This is a genomic window from Streptomyces sp. NPDC005574, assembly GCF_040605435.1.
Lineage (GTDB): Bacteria > Actinomycetota > Actinomycetes > Streptomycetales > Streptomycetaceae > Streptomyces.
Map to the genome: position 1 here is coordinate 189855 of NZ_JBEXCW010000002.1, position 16584 is coordinate 206438.

Below are 16584 nucleotides of genomic sequence, written 5' to 3' on the forward strand. Positions count from 1 at the left end.
ATCGAGGGGACGGCCCGGCGGCCGTCCCCTCGATCCGGTACGTCCGACCCGCTCAGCTCACGACCGCCTTCGTCGCCCTGCTCACCGCCGACCCGTCCTTGCGACCGGTGCGGTGGGCGATCACCTTGACGGTGATCTTCTTGCCCTTCTGTGCCGCCTTGAGGACCAGCGAGGACGTGGTCGCCCCGGCGACGGCCCTGCCGTTCGCGTACCACTGGTACGAGCAGGAGGTCGGCGCCGGAGTCCAGGACCCCTTGGTCGCCTTCAGCGTCTTCCCGACCTTCGCCGTCCCGCTGATCGCCGGCGGCTCGGTCGCCTTCGGCGCGTCTCCCTTGGCAACGGTCACGGCGGCCGAGGTCGCCGTCCCGCTCTGCCAGCCGCCCTTGACGGCGGTGACGGTCACGGTGAGCTTCTTGCCGAGCGCGGACGCGGGGATCGTGTACGTCGACGCCGTCGCCCCGCCGACCGCCGTGCCGTCGGCCTTCCACTGATAGGTGTACGACGACGGAGCCGCCGACCAGCTCCCAGGCGCCGCCGCGACCTTGGCGCCGACCTTGGAGGTACCGGTGATCTTGGGAGCGGCGGTGTTCGTCAGCTGGGGCTGGGTGACAGTGAAGGTGCCGCGCTGGTACTCCCAGCCGCGCGTGATCACGCTGACGTTCCAGACACCGGTGGCGGCGCCCGTCAGGTCGACGGTCGCCGTCACCGTCCGGTTGTCGGCGGAGACCGAGTCCGCCTTGGCCGTGATCGTCTTCCCGGCCTGGCCCAGCCGGACCGTGACGTCCGGGCCGAGCGCCGTGCCGGTGACCGTGAGCTTCACCTTGCCACCGCTGATCCCGGTGTCGGGGCTGATGGCGGTGACGTCCACCTTCTCGGTGCCGCACAGCGAGGACGAGCAGGTCAGCCCGGCGCTGTAGGCCGTGGTGGACGCCTTCTCGGGCAGACCCAGCAGGAACACCGTCGGGGTGCTCTTCGGGGACGAGCCGAGGACGGCGCATCCGTAGCTCTCCGGGAGGAAGTGCGTGCAGCCGTTGGTCCACGAGGAGGTGTTGTACAGCGCGGGCACCGCCGTGGTGGTGGCGCCGCCGGTGTCCTTGAGGACGGCGTCGAAGCGGTCGAACCCGGCGGTCGGAAGCGCCGCGCACACGGCGGTGTGGGACTCGTCCAGGGTGCCGGTGATCGGCCCGTACCCGTACGCGACGGACGGCACCCTGGCGCACTCCGGCGCGGGCCCGTCGGCGGTCGCGATGCGCAAGGCGTCCAGGTGGTACTCGGGCGAGGCCTTCAGGTTGGCCGGGGTCTGCACGAGCACCTGGTGGGTGGTCGACCCGGTGGCCGCGCAGGAGCGGTTGCGGAAGGAGCACTCGCTGCCGCCACCCGCGCCGAAGACGGCGAGGTTGGCGGTGCCCAGCGCGTCCCGCACGTCGAAGTGCACGACGTCGGCGGCCGCGTCGGTGGTGATCTGGTGGCAGGTCAGGGTGCCGGGGGCACCGTAGGAGCCCTTCACGGAGGGCCCGCCGACCTTGGCCACGGCCGTGGCGGAGCAGCCCGCGGAGTTCGCCGTCGCTGTGACGTCGCGCCGGGAGAGGGTGTAGGCGGCGGCCTGGTCCCGGCCGGTGACCAGCACGGTGTGGGCCTTGCCCGGCGTCAGCGGGCAGACGGTCCAGCCGTCGGTGGTGGCCGAACGGTCGCAGACCTTCTTGCCGGTGGAGTCCAGTACGGAGAACTTCGCGGCGGCGGCACCGGAGGTGGCGGCCAGCTGGAACACCTCCGCGCCGGTGTGCGCGTCCGCCGGAATGTTCAGACAGTGCGAGAAGACGCCGTCGCCCGTGGTGAGCGTGGCCTTCGCGCCGTCGGCGGTGAAACTGCCGGCCGGCAGGAGGGGGCAGTCGGCGGTCGCGTCGGTGCGGTGGATCGCGACGGAGTAGGGGCCCGTCGCGCCTTCCGCACTGTTCTCGGTGTGCACGAGCGCCCGGTAGGGGGCCGCGCCGGTGAGCGGGCAGTCGCCGTTCGACAGGCTCTCCGCGTCACACTGCTCGACGCCGTCCCGGTCGAGCACCTCCACGTCGGCCTCGACGCCGGACGACGCGAGCGGGGTGAGCGCGGCGATCCGGGCGCCCTGCGGGGCGGACAGCGCAAGGCAGTCGTACTGGCCCACCGTGCTCAACTGACCCCGGTGCAGCCCTGTCCCGGTCGCCACGCAGCCCGCACCGGAGGCACGGTCGAGCACGAGGAGGCCCTGGTGGTGGTCCCGGAAGAGTGGGGAGCCGTCGAGCAGCGCGGTGTACGTACCGGCCGAGGGCACCCGGCAGGGGTCGCTGCCGGACCTGCAGACCGTTCTTCCGTCGGCGTCGTACACCCAGACCGGGCCGGTCGAGCGGTCCTCGCTCACGTAGTGCACGGTGTAGCGACCGGCCTTGTCGGTGGTGAAGGTGAAGCAGGGGTCGGTCGTGAGGTCCGGGCCGTCGAGAACACCGTAGGGCCGGACGGGCGCCGTCACGCAGCCCTGCGGGTCGTCGAGGCGGCGCACCTGCACGGCATAGTCGGCCGGGAAGCCTTGTTCCGTGGCGGAGACCTGGGAGATCACCCGGTAGGGGCCGGTGCCGTCGGCGGGCAGGACGCAGCTGTTCTCGTCGTCCTCCGGGAAGTGCGGGCAGATCCGGGCGCCGGTCGCGTCGGTGATCCAGGCGAGAGTGGAGCCGTAGACCCTGGTGCCGTGGGCGAGCCGGATCCGCTCGCCCGGCTGGGCCGTGAACGGCTGGCAGTCGACCTCGACCGGGGTCACGGAGGTCCGGGTGACGTCCGGCTGGTCCCAGTTCGTGCCGACCGGTGCGGCACATCCTCGCGTCCCAGCGAGCGGAACCACGGTCACCGGGGTGTTCACGGTGTCCCAGCCCCGGTTGACGACCTTGACGACATAGGTGCCCGCCGTGGGGAGATCACACCAGCCCTTCACCGCGTACTCGACGTCGTAGCACTCCAGTTGGGTGCCGTCAGCGGTGAAGATCTGCGGGTACAGGTCGCTGCTCGGGTCGTCCAGGGACACCAGGTGCAGGCCCGGCGCCTCCGCGGTGACCGTGAAGCAGACGCTGCCGTCGGCCGGTACGGCCACTGTTGCGACGGAGGCGCCCGGGTCGCCGAACGCCGCGAGCGCGAGCGGCGCGCACGGGGGGTCGTCGGCCCGGGCGGTCCCCGCTCCACTCACGACGGTCAGCAGTGAGACGAGCAGCGCGAGGAAGGCGGCGAACACGGTCGGCACGGCGGCCGACCGGCCGCGTCTCGCAGGCGGACAGAAGTCTGCCTCGGGCATCGGATTCCCCCTGGATCATTGACAGTTGGGGGAGATCGTCGCACACAGGTACGACACAGCACCTCCGGGAATACGAGGGGTGCGAGTGGTCCGATGCGTCAGCCCCGCCCCGCCACCCGGTCCGCGAGGCGGGCCAGTCGGGACGAGTGGGGGGCGTGGGTCGCGGTCTCCCGGCGGTCCGCCGTGCGGTAGGTGGCGTACATGCCCTGCACGCCCAGCCACCGCAGCGGTTCCGGTTCCCACTTGCGGACCTTGTGGCCGACCCACGGCAGGCCGGTGAGCTCGGTGGGGCCGTCCTCGCCGGAGTCCAGCCGGACCAGGTCGCGCAGGGTGCGTGCCGCGAGGTTGGCGGTGGCGACGCCCGAGCCGACGTATCCGCCCGCCCAGCCGAGCCCGGTGGAGCGGTCGAGGGTGACCGTCGCGCACCAGTCGCGCGGCACACCCAGCACCCCCGACCAGGCGTGTTCGACGCGCACCCCGGCGAGCGCGGGGAAGAACCCGACGAGGATCTCGCGGAGTGCCTCGACGGTCGCCTGCCGGGTGCGGCCGTCGTTGTCGGTCCGGGAGCCGAAGCGGTACGGCATCCCGCGGCCGCCGAGCGCGATCCGCCCGTCGGCGGTTCGCTGGGCGTACATGTACGCGTGCGCCATGTCGCCCAGCGTCTCCCGCCCGTCCCAGCCGACCGACTCCCACTGTCCGTCGGTCAGCGGTTCGGTCGCGATCATCGAGGAGTTCATCGGCAGCCAGGTCCGCCGCTGCCCCTTCAGCCCGGCCGTGAAGCCCTCCGTGCAGCGCAGGACGTAGGGCGCACGGACGGTTCCGTACGGCGTGACCGCCCGGCGCGGCCGGATCTCCGTCACCGGGGTCAGCTCGTGGACGGTGACCCCGAGCGCCTCGACCGCCGCCGCGAGCCCCTTCACCAGTTTGACCGGGTGCAGGCGGGCGCCGTGCGGGGTCCAGGTGGAGCCGACGGCGTCCGCGACCCTGATCCGCTCCGCGGTCCCCCGGGCGTCGTGGAGTTCGCGGTCCTGCTCGCCGTACGCCAGTTCCGCCGCGTGGAAGTCCCTCAGCCGCGCCAGCTGCGCCGGTGTGCGGGCCACTTCGAGCACCCCGCCCCGGTGGATGTCGGCCTCGATGCCCTCGGCGGCGGCGACCGTGACGACCTCGGCGACCGTGTCGTTCATCGCCCGCTGCAGCCGTACGGCGGCGTCCCGGCCGTGCAGTCTCGCGTACCGGTCGCGGCCCGCGATGCCGTTGTACAGCCAGCCGCCGTTGCGGCCGGAGGCGCCGTAGCCGCAGAACCGCCGCTCCAGGACGGTGACCCGCAGGGAGGGCGCCGCCTTCTTCAGGTAGTACGCGGTCCACAGTCCCGTGTACCCGCCGCCCACGATCACGACGTCCGCCGAGGCGTCCCCGGCGAGCGGCTCCCGCACCGCCGGGAGGCCGTCGTCCGCGTACCAGAAGGAGATGCCACCGTTGACGGCACTGCTCGCCGAGCTGCTCATGCCGGTATTCAACCCCGGTGGGAGTCCACTGTCTCCTTCGGATTCCATGCTTTTCCGCACCCTCTGACCAGCGGATAGCAGCTGAGTCCGATCACCACGGAGAGGAAGTGGCCGAGCTCCGTGTACGTCGGCGCGGCCACGAGCGGGTACGTGTACACGATCAGGACGACGACGAGATAGACGTACCGCCAGGGGGACGCGATCCGGTAGGTGAGGACCGCCACCACGCCCGCCAGCGCGTAACTCACCCCGAAGTCCAGGGTGTTGACCTCCGAGTTCGGTGCCCGGCCGTCCCTGATCGCCAGCCACAGCGCGCCCTCGCTGATGAGGGTCGCCAGCACGTGCGCGGCGGCGGCGACGGCCAGCCAGCGCAGCGTCCCGAGCCAGCGTTCGGCCTGCGCGTGGAAGACGCTGTAGAAGACGACGTACGGCAGCCAGATCCCGCCGTCGATCCACATCGCGCTCGTCACCAGGACCCGCAGCGGATGCTGCGACAACTCGTGCAGGTTGGTCGAGCGCTGCCGCAGGAACTCCTGCTCGAACTCGGGCGACATGCGGTGCATGGCCACCGTCGTGACGAACAGGATGCCCAGCCATACGTACGTGCCGGGGGCGCTGCGGACGTAGCCCCACACCCGATGCGGGCCCCGGTCGATTCGCATGAGCCGATTCACGCACGCCAGTAACGTCCGTGACGTGATCGACATTCCGCAAGCGCTGGTCGCGGCGCAGGAGAGGTACAACGGGGACGCGGGCCGCGCGTTCGTCGCCGCGCTGCCGGGCCTCGCCGCCGGTTTCCTGGAGCGCTGGGAGCTGCGGCCCGACGGTCCGCCGATGCACGGCGTCAGCGCCCTCGTCCTGCCGGTCCTGCGCCCCGGCGGCACTCCCGCCGTGCTGAAACTGCAGCTCCCCGACTCCGAGAGCGAGGGCGAGCCGGTCGCGCTGCGCGTGTGGGACGGTGCCGGGGCGGTCCGGCTCCTCGACCACGACCCGGCCACCGGCACTCTGCTCCTGGAGCGCCTCGACCCGGCCCGCCCGCTGTCGCACGTCCCCGACTCCCGCGCGGCCGTCCTCGTCGTCGCCCGGCTCCTGACCCGGCTCACCGCCGTACCGGCACCGCACGGCATGCGCCGCCTGGGCGACCTCGCCGGCGCCCTGCTCGACCGGACCCCGCGGGCCCTGGAACGCGTCCCGGATCCCGCGGTCCGCCGGCTCGTCGCCGACTGCGCGGCCGCGGTGCGCGAGGTCGTGGACGACCCCGGCGACCGGCTGCTGCACTGGGACCTGCACTACGAGAACGTGCTCGCCGCCGACCGCGCCCCCTGGCTGGCCATCGACCCGAAGCCGCTGGCCGGCGACCCCGGCTTCGAGCTGCTGCCCGCCCTCGCCAACCGCTTCGAGCCCGGCGAGATCCGCTGGCGGTTCGACGCGATGACGGACGTGCTGGGCCTGGACCGCGCCCGGGCCCGCGCCTGGACCCTGGGCCGCGTCCTGCAGAACTGCGTGTGGGACGTCGAGGACGGCCGTCGACCCGAGCCGCGGCGGCTGGAGATCGCCCGGCGGCTGCGCGACGGCGACCGGAGTTAACCTCGCCCCATGATTCGAGCCGCCACATCCGCCGACGTCCCCGTCATCCACACCCTGATCCGCGAACTCGCCGAGTACGAGAAGGCCCTGCACGAGGTGAGGACGACCCCGGAACAGCTCCGCACGGCCCTCTTCGGCGACCACCCGGCCGCCTACGCCCACGTCGCGACCGACGACACGACCGGCGAGACGGTCGGCTTCGCCCTGTGGTTCCTCAACTACTCCACCTGGCGCGGCGTCCACGGCATCTACCTGGAGGACCTCTACGTCCGCCCCACCGCCCGGGGCGCCGGCCACGGCAAGGCCCTCCTCACCGAACTCGCCCGCCTCTGCGTCACTCGCGGCTACCAGCGCCTGGAGTGGGCCGTCCTCAACTGGAACGCGCCGTCCATCGCCTTCTACGAGGCCATGGGCGCGCGCCCCCAGAACGAGTGGACGGTGTACCGGCTGACGGACGAGGCCCTGGAGCGACTGGGCGGCTGACGGACGAGGGCCTGGAGCGACTCAGCGGCCGACGGCTGGCGGCCGGCCGCGATCAGCCCCTGCTCGCCACCGCGCGGAGGGGATCCGCCCCGGCCCCCGTCGGGCAGCGGCCCAGCTCACGGCCGATCTCCAGCGGGTCCGCCGCGCCGGCCGAGTCGGCGTACCGGGCCATCGCCCGTTCCGGCCGGGCCAGCAGCCCCTCGCCGGCCGGGTCCCCCTCGGCCCGCGCGGCGAGGCCGAGGCCGACCCAGGTCTCCGGATCGCCGTCGCCCCGGACGACACGGGCGCGGAACGCGGCCATCGCCTCGGCCGTACGACCGGACACCAGGGCGGCGTCCTCGGGGCGCGCCCCGCTCACCGTGGCGCCCGGGTCGTCGCGCAGTCGCTCGAAGCCCGCGGGGTCGGCCAGCAGCCAGCGCAGCAGGACCGCGCGCGTGTCGAAACCGCGGGCCGGGGTGCGCGGAGTGAGCCGCGGCTCGCCCGTGGGACCGGCGGCCGCCAGGTGGTACGCCCGCCACAGCGCCCGATGGTCGGCGACCGCCAGTTCCGCGGCCGTCAGGACGGGCGCGTCCACCGGCTCCGCCAGCCACGGCTCCAGCCGTCCGGACAGTTCGCCCACCAGCCTGCGCCCCAGGTCGGTGAGCTGCTCCGCCCGGCCGACGGCGCGCAGGGCGTGCGCGGTCTGGGAGCGCCACAGCGCGAACTCGAACTGCCCGAGCGGGTGGCGGCGCCGGCGCCAGAACGCGGTGACGCCGAAGAATGCGTACACGCCCTGGAGCAGACCGCCGAGCGGCCGGGGATCATCCCGCCAGGGGGCGTAGAGCAGCCCGGTGCCCTGGTCGTCGTACAGGGTGAACAGGTGCATGAACGCGCTGAGTTTGTTGTGCTGGAACTCGTGCACGAGCGTGGAGGCGAACTGCTCGGCGTCGTCGGGGAGGGACGCGAGGGCCGTGCCGAAGGCGTCGCCCGAGGAGGCGCTGTGCGGCCGGAAGCGTTCGCCCCGGGGCCGGGGCACCACCGACACCAGCCCGTCCGACAGGGCCCCGGCCGTCTCCGCGTCGGTGGCGGACAGGATCCGCCAGGCCTCGCGGAACAACTCCTGCCAGTCGGCGGCGCGGTCGAGGGGGTCGGGCGCGGCGGGTGTGCGCAGGGCGCGGTAGGGGTCGGTGTCGTCCAGGAGGAGGGTGCAGCCCTCGGCACGCAGTGCGGTCAGCGGATGCCAGCCGGTTCCCCCGGCGGCCCGCCCCGCGATCCGCAGGCACCCGCCGGCCGCGGACACCTCGGTCACGCCGAGGTCCCCGGTGCCGGGCACCCGCGTCGCGCCGAGGTCCCCGGTGGCCGGCACGCGCATCGCGCCGAGCGCGGGCAGCACTGCCCAGCCGTCACGGACCGGGACGCCGGTGCGGAAGTCCAGGCCCGCCCGGAAGGCCGCGGCGGCCGCGATCGCGTGCAGGTACCCGGTGTCCGCCCACAGGGGCGTGGCGTCGTCCCCGGCGCTCCCGCGCAGCCGCCGTAGCGTGTGTGCCGCCCACACGCCGACGGCCGGGTACGCGAGCAGTGCCTCGACCGCGCCGGGGGACGCGGCGTGCGCGCGGGTCAGCAGGCGCCAGCCGTCGGCGAGCCGGGGCAGCGGGCCGGCCGGCGCCGTGCCCGCCGCGTCGAGCAGGGCGCGTACGACCAGCAGGCGCCAGCTGCGCTCACTGGCGCGCAGGGCGGCGACGGTCGCGGGACCGCCCCCGCCGCCGAGGAGTTCCTCGAAGGACCGAGGGGCCAGGACGTGGGGGCGGGGGTGGGCGGTGTGCTGCACGGAGGGGACCTACTCGCCGGCTTCGTCGCGCTGCGGGTTGTAGCCGCCGAGGCTGCTCGCCGGGTCGTCGATGCGGCCGAGCAGGCGCCGCATGGAGTCCCCGGCGGACGGCAGGTTCAGACCGGGCCAGGCGTCCAACGGCACGTCGCTGAGGTCGATCAGCTCCGACTCGACTCCGGACTTGTCCATGGCGCCGTCCCCGTGACTGTGAAAATGATGGTGGGTGGTGAGGCGATCAATACCTCATGCGGACCGGAATATCCCGCTTTCGGGGGTTTGCAGTCGCTTCAGTGACCCTAATGCACCCCAGGCGCCCCACACGGACCACAGCGCGGAATCGACCCGGATCGAGTGACGGATGAGCGTTCCGGGTAGAAGCCGTGTGTGTGAACTGGAGGAAATGACCGAGGTGTTGCACAGAGAGGCGGGCTGACCAGCGTGCCGCCAGCAGACGCCCGCCGCGGGCTCGACCCGGTCCGCGTGGCCGAGGTCATCGCGCGACCGCCGGCGGGGCGGGCCGCGGGCCGCCGGGGCTCCGGCTACCGGACGGGCCCCTCGTGGGTGCTCACCGCCGCCCACGTGGTGCGCGAGGCCGCGCCGGACGGTGTCCTCGTACGGTTCGAGGCCGACCGCGCCGAGGAGTGGACCGTGCCCGCACGCGTGGTCCTGGCCTCCGACAAGGCCGACGTCGCCCTCCTGGAACTCCTCGCGCCCGCACCGCCCGGCATCCACGCCCGGCCGACCCCACCGCCCTCCTACGGCGCCGTGCCCGACGCGGACGTGACCCTGCCGTGCAGCGCCATGGGCTTCCCCCGGTTCAAGCTGCGCGCCGACCCCGCGCACGCGCCGGACGACGGCTCGCCCTCGCAGTACCGCGACTCGTGCCACGCGACCGGCATGACCTCCGTGCTCTCCAACCGCCGCGAGGGCACCCTCGAACTCGCCTTCACCGCACCGGAGTCGGACCGGGAGCCGGAGCGTTCGCCCTGGGAGGGCATGTCCGGCGCGGCCGTCTGGCACGACGACACCCTCATCGCCGTCGTCAGCGCCCACCACCGCAGCGACGGCCTGGGCCGCCTCGCCGCGGTCCGCGTGGACCGCTGGTACGAGACCCTGACCGAAACCGAACTGACCCTGCTGCACGAGCGGGCCGGACTGCCGTCGGTCAGCGGGGAGTTGGTGCGATACGCAGCCAAAGAGACCGGCCCGGCCCGCCTGACCGACCTGCCCGACAGCCTCCCGCTGCGCGAACTCGACCCCCTGGTGGGTGCCTTGACCGCGCTGCCCGCGGTCCGCAACCCCACTCTCCTCGCGCTCGTCCTCGACAGCATCGACCCCGTGGTCGCGGCGATGAGCCCGAGATCACCGATGCTGCGGGTGGACGTCTTCGGGATTCTGCACACGTGTCTGCGTTATCGGGGAACCCTGGACCAGTTCCTGGAAGCGATACGGTTGTTGGAGGGCGACTCCGCCGGTGTGGCCCGCTTGGACCAGGAGGCGATGGAGTTGTCCCGGCGCCATCGCCGAGCAGATGAGCACCACTGACCTGATATCGCGTCGCCGAGCGGGTGCGGGGTTTCATCCTCCGTCCGGCGGGCCATTAAGAGGGGGATGTGAGCAGCCAACATCCACAAGACAAGCCGGGGGGAAGGGGTTTGGCCGTCATGGAGCCGTCTGTGGCCGCCGTCGAGTCCGGTCTCGTCGATCTCGCGGGGGTGTCTCTTGAAACGCTGCGCTCCATGGATGGCCGAGTTATCGCCGCGTCGCTGGAGGAACTGCGCCGCGGTATCGATCACCCACTGGCCAGCGTCAGCGACTTCGGGAACGCCGAGCGCTTCGACTGACGCCGACAGGGCTCCCGATGCCCGCTGAGCCCATGCTGCCGTATCACCGCCTCACGCCCGGCAGTCTCACCGGACTGACCCGCGGCGAGGGGGATCCGGACGCCGTGGCCCTGCTGCTCTCCGCCGAACGCAGCCGGCGTCTCCTGCTCCTGCGGATGCTCGACGACGCCACCGAGCTCGGCCCCGCGTGGGATCTCCTCAGCGAGGCACAGCACCGCGCGCCCGCCGTCGTCGACGAACTGCTCACCTATCCGCAGACCGGAATGTGGCTGGCGACAGCGCTGCGCGGGCTGCGGGCGGCGCCGGTCCCGGGCGAGCCGCCGCTGTGGGTCGTACTCGGCCACTTCTCGGCGCTCGCCGCCGTGGCGGGGCTACGCGCGGAGATCGACTCGACGGTCGAGGTGCCGGTGCGGCACGGACGGGTCGTGCTGCCCACCCTCGGCTGCGCGGTGGTCCCCGCGGCGGAGCCCTGGACGACGGCCACGGTGCGGGCAGAGGGCGGGCGCGCCGTGATCGAGGCGGCCGGCGCCACCGTCGCCGTACCGCGGACTCCCGGTGCGGCCGCGCCGGGATGGCATCCGCTGCGCCGGCTCGTGGTGGGCCCCGCGCCACGGCAGCTGGAGGTGGCCCTGGACGACGTGGACCCGTACCGCACCTATCCGCAGCCGACCGAGCCCCGCCCGCTGCCGGAGGAGGACGTGACGCGGTGGCGGGAGCTGCTGGACCGGGCCTGGGACGTGCTGCTGCGGGAACAGCCCGGCACGGCCGAGGCCGTCCGGCGGGGAGTGCTGTCGCTGACGCCGACTCCGGCGAGGGAAAGGTTTCGGCCACGCAGTGTGACTTCGGGGGACGCGTTCGGCGGCATCGAGGCGTCGGAGCCGGACGACGCCGTCCAGCTGGCTGTGACCCTCGTGCACGAGTTCCAGCACACCAAACTGGGCGGACTCCTGCACCTGACGCCCCTGCTCACCGACGACACCGGTGCCCCCGGTGAGCTGTGGTACGCGCCCTGGCGCGACGACCCGAGGCCGCTGGAAGGGCTGCTCCAGGGCATCTACGCCTTCGTGGGGATCACCCGCTTCTGGCACACCCACCGCGAGAGCCCCGGCGCGCACACCGCCATGGCGGACTTCGAGTTCGCCCTGTGGCGGATCCATGTGTCCCGGGCGATCGAGCAGGTCCATCGCCATCCGCGGCTCACCCCGCTCGGCGCCGCCCTGCTGGAGACCCTGCGCGGCCGCTGCGCCGAGTGGCTGGCGGAGCCCGTGCCGGAGGAGCCGCTGGCCCTGGCCCGGCTCTGCGCGGACAACCACGCCGCCCGCTGGCGGGCGCACCACCTGCGTCCCCCCGCGTCGGCCGTGGACGAGACCGTACGGGCCTGGCTGGCGGGCGCGGGCGGACCACCCTCCTCGCCCGCCGCCGCACCCGACACCGTCCCCGACGCCTCGGCACGCCGGCTGGACAGCCTGGCGATGCTGGTGCGGCACGACATCGCTCGACGGGACGGTGACCGGCATCCACCCGAAGACCCCGAGAAGGCTGCGGCGCAGGTCACCGGGGCCCTGGCGGCCGACGCCCTGCTCGCCGGGGGCGACCCCGCGGCGGCACGCTCCGCCTACCTGACCCACCTGATGACGGACCCCGCCCCGCCGGGTGCCTGGCCGGGCCTGGGCCAGGCGCTCGGCACGACGGGGTGGGAGGCACCGGAGGCGGCCCGTCTGCTCAGCGACCGTCCGGAACAGGTCCGGGCGGTCCACGAGTCGTTGCGGCGGGCCACCGGGACACCACCGGACCCCGTCCGGCTCGCGACCTGGCTCGCCGGGGGTCAGGAGCCGCCCGGCCCCGGCCGCTGACCGGTCACAGTGGCATCGGGTCGATGTCGCAGTTGGCGCGCTCCCTGGCCCGGGCCTGCAGGGTGGCCGGGTGCGGCGCGGGGTCGGCCGAACGCAGCCGCGGCTCGTCCAGCACCCGCTCCATCCGCTCCAGCGTGGCGGCGCGCAGCGCCTCGCCCTTCGTCTCCTCACCCACCGCGATCAGGTCCAGCGACAGGTTCGCCGCGCACACCAGCGTCGTCGGGTGGTCCTCACCCAGACGCGTCCGGCACATCTCCCAGGTCTTCTCGCCCAGTTCACGGGCCTCGGCCGGCCGCCCCAGCAGGCTCAGATCGCTCGCGAGGTTGATCGAGCAGGCCAGCGCGATCGGGTGGTTCTCGCCCAGCCGCCCGGCGAGCGCCTCCGCGGCGGTCTCGTCCAGGCGCTTCGCCTCCTCCACCCGCCCCAGCAACCGCAGCGTCACCGCGAGGTCGATGTCCGCGGCCAGGACGTGCGGGTGGTCGGGGTTGAAGAGCCTGCGGAACCGCTCCGAGGCCTTCTCGCCCCGGTCACGTGCCGCCTCCAGGTCACCGTTGTGCCGCAGCGCCACCGACAGCGCGAGGGCGGCCGTCAGGGACTCCGGGTGGGTGTCGCCGTAGCGGCGGGTGAACTGGTCGAAGGCCTCCCGCGCCAGTTCCAGCGCGGTGGCGTGGTCGCCCTCCTTGCGGCAGGCCTCGCTCAGCTGCCGCAGCGTCTGCAGGGTGGTGGGGTTGCCGGGCCCGAAGGCCGCCCGGTAACCGTCGACGACCGCCTGCTGCAGGGCGCGCGCGCCCACGTAGTCGCCGGTCTCGCGCACGTCGATGGCGATGCTCGCCTCGGTGTGCAGTGACTGCTGGTGGTCGCGGCCGAACAGCCGCGTCCTCATCACGTGGGTGTGCCGGTCGAGTTCCAGCGCGCGCTGGAACTCGCCGACCAGCCTGAGACTCACCCCGAGGTTGTGCGCGGTGACCAGGGTGGTCGGGTCGTCCTCGCCGAAGGCCCGCCGGGCCCGCTCGTAGGCCATCTCGTCCAGTCCCGCGCCGGCGTCGAAGTCGCCCTGCACCCGTCGTACGGCGGCTTCGAGGTTCACCGTCTCCAGCGCGTCCTCGCGAATGTCCTCGCGGTCGGTCGGCGCGGTGCGGGTGTACACGTCCTTGAGCACCGCCACCAGGTCGGAGGCGTCGTTGTACCGCCCCACCTTCAGGTACAGGAAGCCCAGCCACCACCCCATCAGCAGGGTCTGCTGGTCCTCCACGCCGAACAGCCGCCGCCAGGAGTCCCACGCCTGCTCGGAGAACTCACGGGCGACGGTGTGATCCCCCCAGTACCACAGGTACTTCGCCACGTTCATCACCAGTTCGCGCACCCACGGCTGGTCGGACTCGATCGCACCCGACGCGATGACGTGGCCGTACAACTCGGCGTAGCGCGGCCAGTTGGCCGACTGGTTGGGGCCCTTCGGGTCGGCGGCGGCCAGCAGTGTGTGTGCCCCGTTGCGCATGCGGTTCTGTTCCTCGGGGGACATCCGGTGCACCAGCACGGCCTGCACCAGGCGGTGCATCTCGATGGAGTTGGACCGGTGATCGATTCGGGCGAGGGAGTAGCGGTTGATCTCCCGGACGGCCCGGGCGAGCCGCATCGGGTCGTTCAGGGCCCGGTCGAGTTCGGGGTCGATGCTGGAGCCGCCGAGGCCGGAGAAGATCGACCGGGAGATGGGGTCGGGAGCGAAGTACGAGCACAGCTGGAGCAGGCGCAGGGCGGTGAGGCTGCGGGTCTCCAGATGGTCGAGGGAGACGTTCCACGCGGCGGCGACCGGGAGTTGGTAGTCCGGCGGCGGCGAGACCTCCAGGAGTTCGCTGCGCTTGTGCTCGAACAGCCGCAGGTACTCCGACACCGGCATCCCGGTCTCCGCCCGCCAGGCCGCGGCCTGTTCGAGAGCGAGCGGCAGGTCACCGAGGGCCACGGCGAGCTGGTCGGCCTCGGCGTCGGAGAGTTCGTCCCCGTAGGCGTGCGGCCGGCGCAGCAGCTCCTTGCTCTCCTCGCGGGTGAAGACGTCCACCTCGAGCGAGGGCCCCACCACGCTCCAGCGGCGGTTGCGGGAGGTGACGAGGATGGTGCCGCTGCCGCCGGTGGGGAAGTAGTCGCGGACCCGTTCCGGGCTGTCGGCGTTGTCGAAGATCAGCAGCCAGCGGGAGTACGGCCGCCCCTCGCGCAGCGCCTCACGGACCGCGGGTCCGGCGATGTTGGCCTCGGCGCTGGTGCCGAGGCCGAGCCGCTGGGCCAGTTCCACCAGGGCCTGGCCGATCTGGCCGGGGCGCTCGGCGGGGATCCACCAGACGATGTCGTAGTCGGCCTGGTGCCGATAGGCGTACTCGATGGCCAGCTGGGTCTTTCCGACACCGCCCATGCCGTGGATGGCCTCGGGCAGCACGGTGGTCGTGCCTTCCTGGAGGCGTTCGCTGAGCCGTTCCAGAAGGTCCACGCGGCCGGTGAAGTTCGGGTTGCGCGGGGGGATGTTGCCCCAGATGCGCGGCTGCGTCGTACGGCCGCTCTCCACCGATGGCTGCTGCTGCGTGGTGGCCATGGCCGTGGCTCCCTCTGATTCTGAAGTTGTCGTGGGCCGTCGCGCGGCCGCACCGGCCACCCGAGACGGCAGGTTGACCGCGGAGGCCGGTGTTCCGGCGTCCTCGCCCTTGTTCAGGCTGACCGTGTGGCGCCGGTTGTACTCGCGCAGCGCCCGCCCGAGCCGCTCGGCCCGGGGCAGGAACCGGCCGGACAGGGCACGTAACGCGATGAGTTCGACGCGCAGGAAGGCCACGTTGAGCCGCGTCACGAGCGGCACGGCGGAGGTCTCGAGGAGTTCGTCGGCGGACGGCAGGACGGGTTCGGAGCCCTCCGCGGCCGCGGCGATCAGCTCCCGTACGTCGTGCAGCACGCGCGCGGTGTCCCGGCGGCGGGACAGCGCCAATAACTCCTGGCGGATGTTCGGGCCGAAGGTGAAGGCCACGTCGGCCGCGCGCTCGGCGTCGGCGCCCGCGGGCCGCACCAGGCCGCTCATCAGCAGCTCGGTGAGATGGGCGGGCCCGGCGCCGGGCACCGAGGCGGTCAGCACGCCCATCACGGGCAGCGTCAGCGGGGCCGCCGCGAGCCGGGTGGCCAGCGCGAACGCGGTGGGCGAGGCGGCCGCGCGGAACTCCGAGACCCGCTCCCACGGCGGTACGGCGCTGGCCGGATCGGGTACGTCCTCCACCCACGGCACGGCCCGCGCGGCGTCCGGCCGCCGCTTCCAGTCCCGCGCCCGGACCCCGGACGTCTCCACCCAGTCCTCGTCCCGCCCGGCGACCATGTCGACCCACACGGACAGCGACCGCTCCGTCAGTTCCAGCACGGGGACGGGCACCACACCGCTGCGCCCGGCCGCGTCGTCGTCGACGGGCTCCAGGGGCGAGGTGCGCAGCTGCCACTCCAGCGCGTGGTTCGGCGCCCAGGGCGACCCGGCCCGCAGCCGCATCCGGTGCGGGTCCAGACCGGTGCGGAACCACAGGCGTTGCGGCAGCAGGTGCACCACCGCGAGGGGTTCGGAGCGGCCCAGTTCGCGCAGCAGCGGGAGCACGGCGTCGGACCGCCAGCCCGCGGCCAGCCCGTCGGTCAGCACCAGCACCACCCGGTGCGCGGACTCGGCGGGGGGCAGGTGCTCCAGCCGGACGCGGGCCGGTTCGGTGTCGTCGGAACTCAGCAGCCGTACGCGGGTGACCGGGCCGATCCCGTCCCGGGCGGCGAGTTCACCGGCCAGCCGGGCGATCAGGTCGTCCCACACCCGCATGGTGACGTGGTCGTCCACGACGAGCAGGACGGCGGGGCGGAGTCCGGGACCGGGCTGCGCTAGTCCGCTCAGGGCGTGCGCCGGCGCGTCGACTGACGCTTCGTCGGATGCCGGTGCCGCTGCTGCTCGTGGGCCGTCGTCACACTGCATAAGCACTCTCAGAGCGTCCGGTAGTGCCCGAGCCGGGGAGTACCGAGAAGTCCCGCAGGGTGCGGGCATGCGTGACAGCCACGTGCCCAGCCTGGCAGCGGCGGGCGCGCGTTGCAACACGGCCTGCCGCAGCAGAGGGAAGGAGGAAGGGAACAGTCGAACGGCGGGTGTTTCTCGACCCCCTGTGCTGTCACGCATGTGCGACGGCCGGCGGGCCGTCCTCGG

At 73.2% G+C, this 16584-nt stretch carries 11 protein-coding genes; 5 read left to right on the top strand and 6 right to left on the bottom strand.

What is annotated here, in order from left to right; all coding sequences use genetic code 11:
* Nucleotides 1–52: 52 nt before the first annotated feature.
* From ABZT03_RS02535 to ABZT03_RS02545, 3 genes are all read right to left on the bottom strand, one after another.
* Complete coding sequence (locus tag ABZT03_RS02535; protein WP_356032411.1) at nucleotides 53–3310, bottom strand: IPT/TIG domain-containing protein; 3258 nt, start codon at nucleotides 3308–3310, stop codon at nucleotides 53–55.
* A 98-nt stretch (nucleotides 3311–3408) separates the two neighbouring features.
* On the bottom strand, nucleotides 3409–4815 hold the full coding sequence (locus ABZT03_RS02540; protein WP_356032413.1) for an FAD-dependent oxidoreductase: 1407 nt from the start codon (nucleotides 4813–4815) through the stop codon (nucleotides 3409–3411).
* 8 nt (nucleotides 4816–4823) lie between these two features.
* On the bottom strand, nucleotides 4824–5477 hold the full coding sequence (locus ABZT03_RS02545; RefSeq protein WP_356032416.1) for a rhomboid-like protein: 654 nt from the start codon (nucleotides 5475–5477) through the stop codon (nucleotides 4824–4826).
* Between the two features lie 34 nt (nucleotides 5478–5511).
* Between ABZT03_RS02545 and ABZT03_RS02550 the strand changes: the two genes are divergently transcribed.
* A complete protein-coding gene (locus ABZT03_RS02550; protein WP_356032419.1) occupies nucleotides 5512–6402 on the top strand; it encodes an aminoglycoside phosphotransferase family protein in 891 nt (296 codons plus the stop codon).
* Nucleotides 6403–6411: 9 nt separating this feature from the next.
* A complete protein-coding gene (locus ABZT03_RS02555) occupies nucleotides 6412–6885 on the top strand; it encodes a GNAT family N-acetyltransferase (RefSeq protein WP_356032421.1) in 474 nt (157 codons plus the stop codon).
* A gap of 52 nt (nucleotides 6886–6937) precedes the next feature.
* Here the strand turns inward: ABZT03_RS02555 and ABZT03_RS02560 are convergent, their stop codons facing one another.
* Nucleotides 6938–8692 (bottom strand): HEXXH motif domain-containing protein, encoded by a 1755-nt coding sequence (locus ABZT03_RS02560; protein WP_356032423.1) that lies wholly within the window; start codon nucleotides 8690–8692, stop codon nucleotides 6938–6940.
* A gap of 9 nt (nucleotides 8693–8701) precedes the next feature.
* On the bottom strand, nucleotides 8702–8881 hold the full coding sequence (locus ABZT03_RS02565) for a hypothetical protein (RefSeq protein WP_356032426.1): 180 nt from the start codon (nucleotides 8879–8881) through the stop codon (nucleotides 8702–8704).
* A gap of 249 nt (nucleotides 8882–9130) precedes the next feature.
* Between ABZT03_RS02565 and ABZT03_RS02570 the strand changes: the two genes are divergently transcribed.
* From ABZT03_RS02570 to ABZT03_RS02580, 3 genes are all read left to right on the top strand, one after another.
* Nucleotides 9131–10237, top strand: a complete 1107-nt coding sequence (locus ABZT03_RS02570; RefSeq protein WP_356032428.1) for a trypsin-like peptidase domain-containing protein — start codon at nucleotides 9131–9133, stop codon at nucleotides 10235–10237.
* A gap of 131 nt (nucleotides 10238–10368) precedes the next feature.
* Complete coding sequence (locus tag ABZT03_RS02575; RefSeq protein WP_356032431.1) at nucleotides 10369–10536, top strand: hypothetical protein; 168 nt, start codon at nucleotides 10369–10371, stop codon at nucleotides 10534–10536.
* A gap of 17 nt (nucleotides 10537–10553) precedes the next feature.
* Nucleotides 10554–12389 (top strand): HEXXH motif domain-containing protein, encoded by a 1836-nt coding sequence (locus ABZT03_RS02580; protein ID WP_356032434.1) that lies wholly within the window; start codon nucleotides 10554–10556, stop codon nucleotides 12387–12389.
* 4 nt (nucleotides 12390–12393) lie between these two features.
* On the opposite strand, the gene fxsT is transcribed toward ABZT03_RS02580, so the two are convergent.
* Nucleotides 12394–16557, bottom strand: coding sequence for an FxSxx-COOH system tetratricopeptide repeat protein (gene fxsT / locus ABZT03_RS02585; RefSeq protein ID WP_356032437.1), 4164 nt, complete (start codon nucleotides 16555–16557; stop codon nucleotides 12394–12396).
* Between the last annotated feature and the right edge of the window lie 27 nt (nucleotides 16558–16584).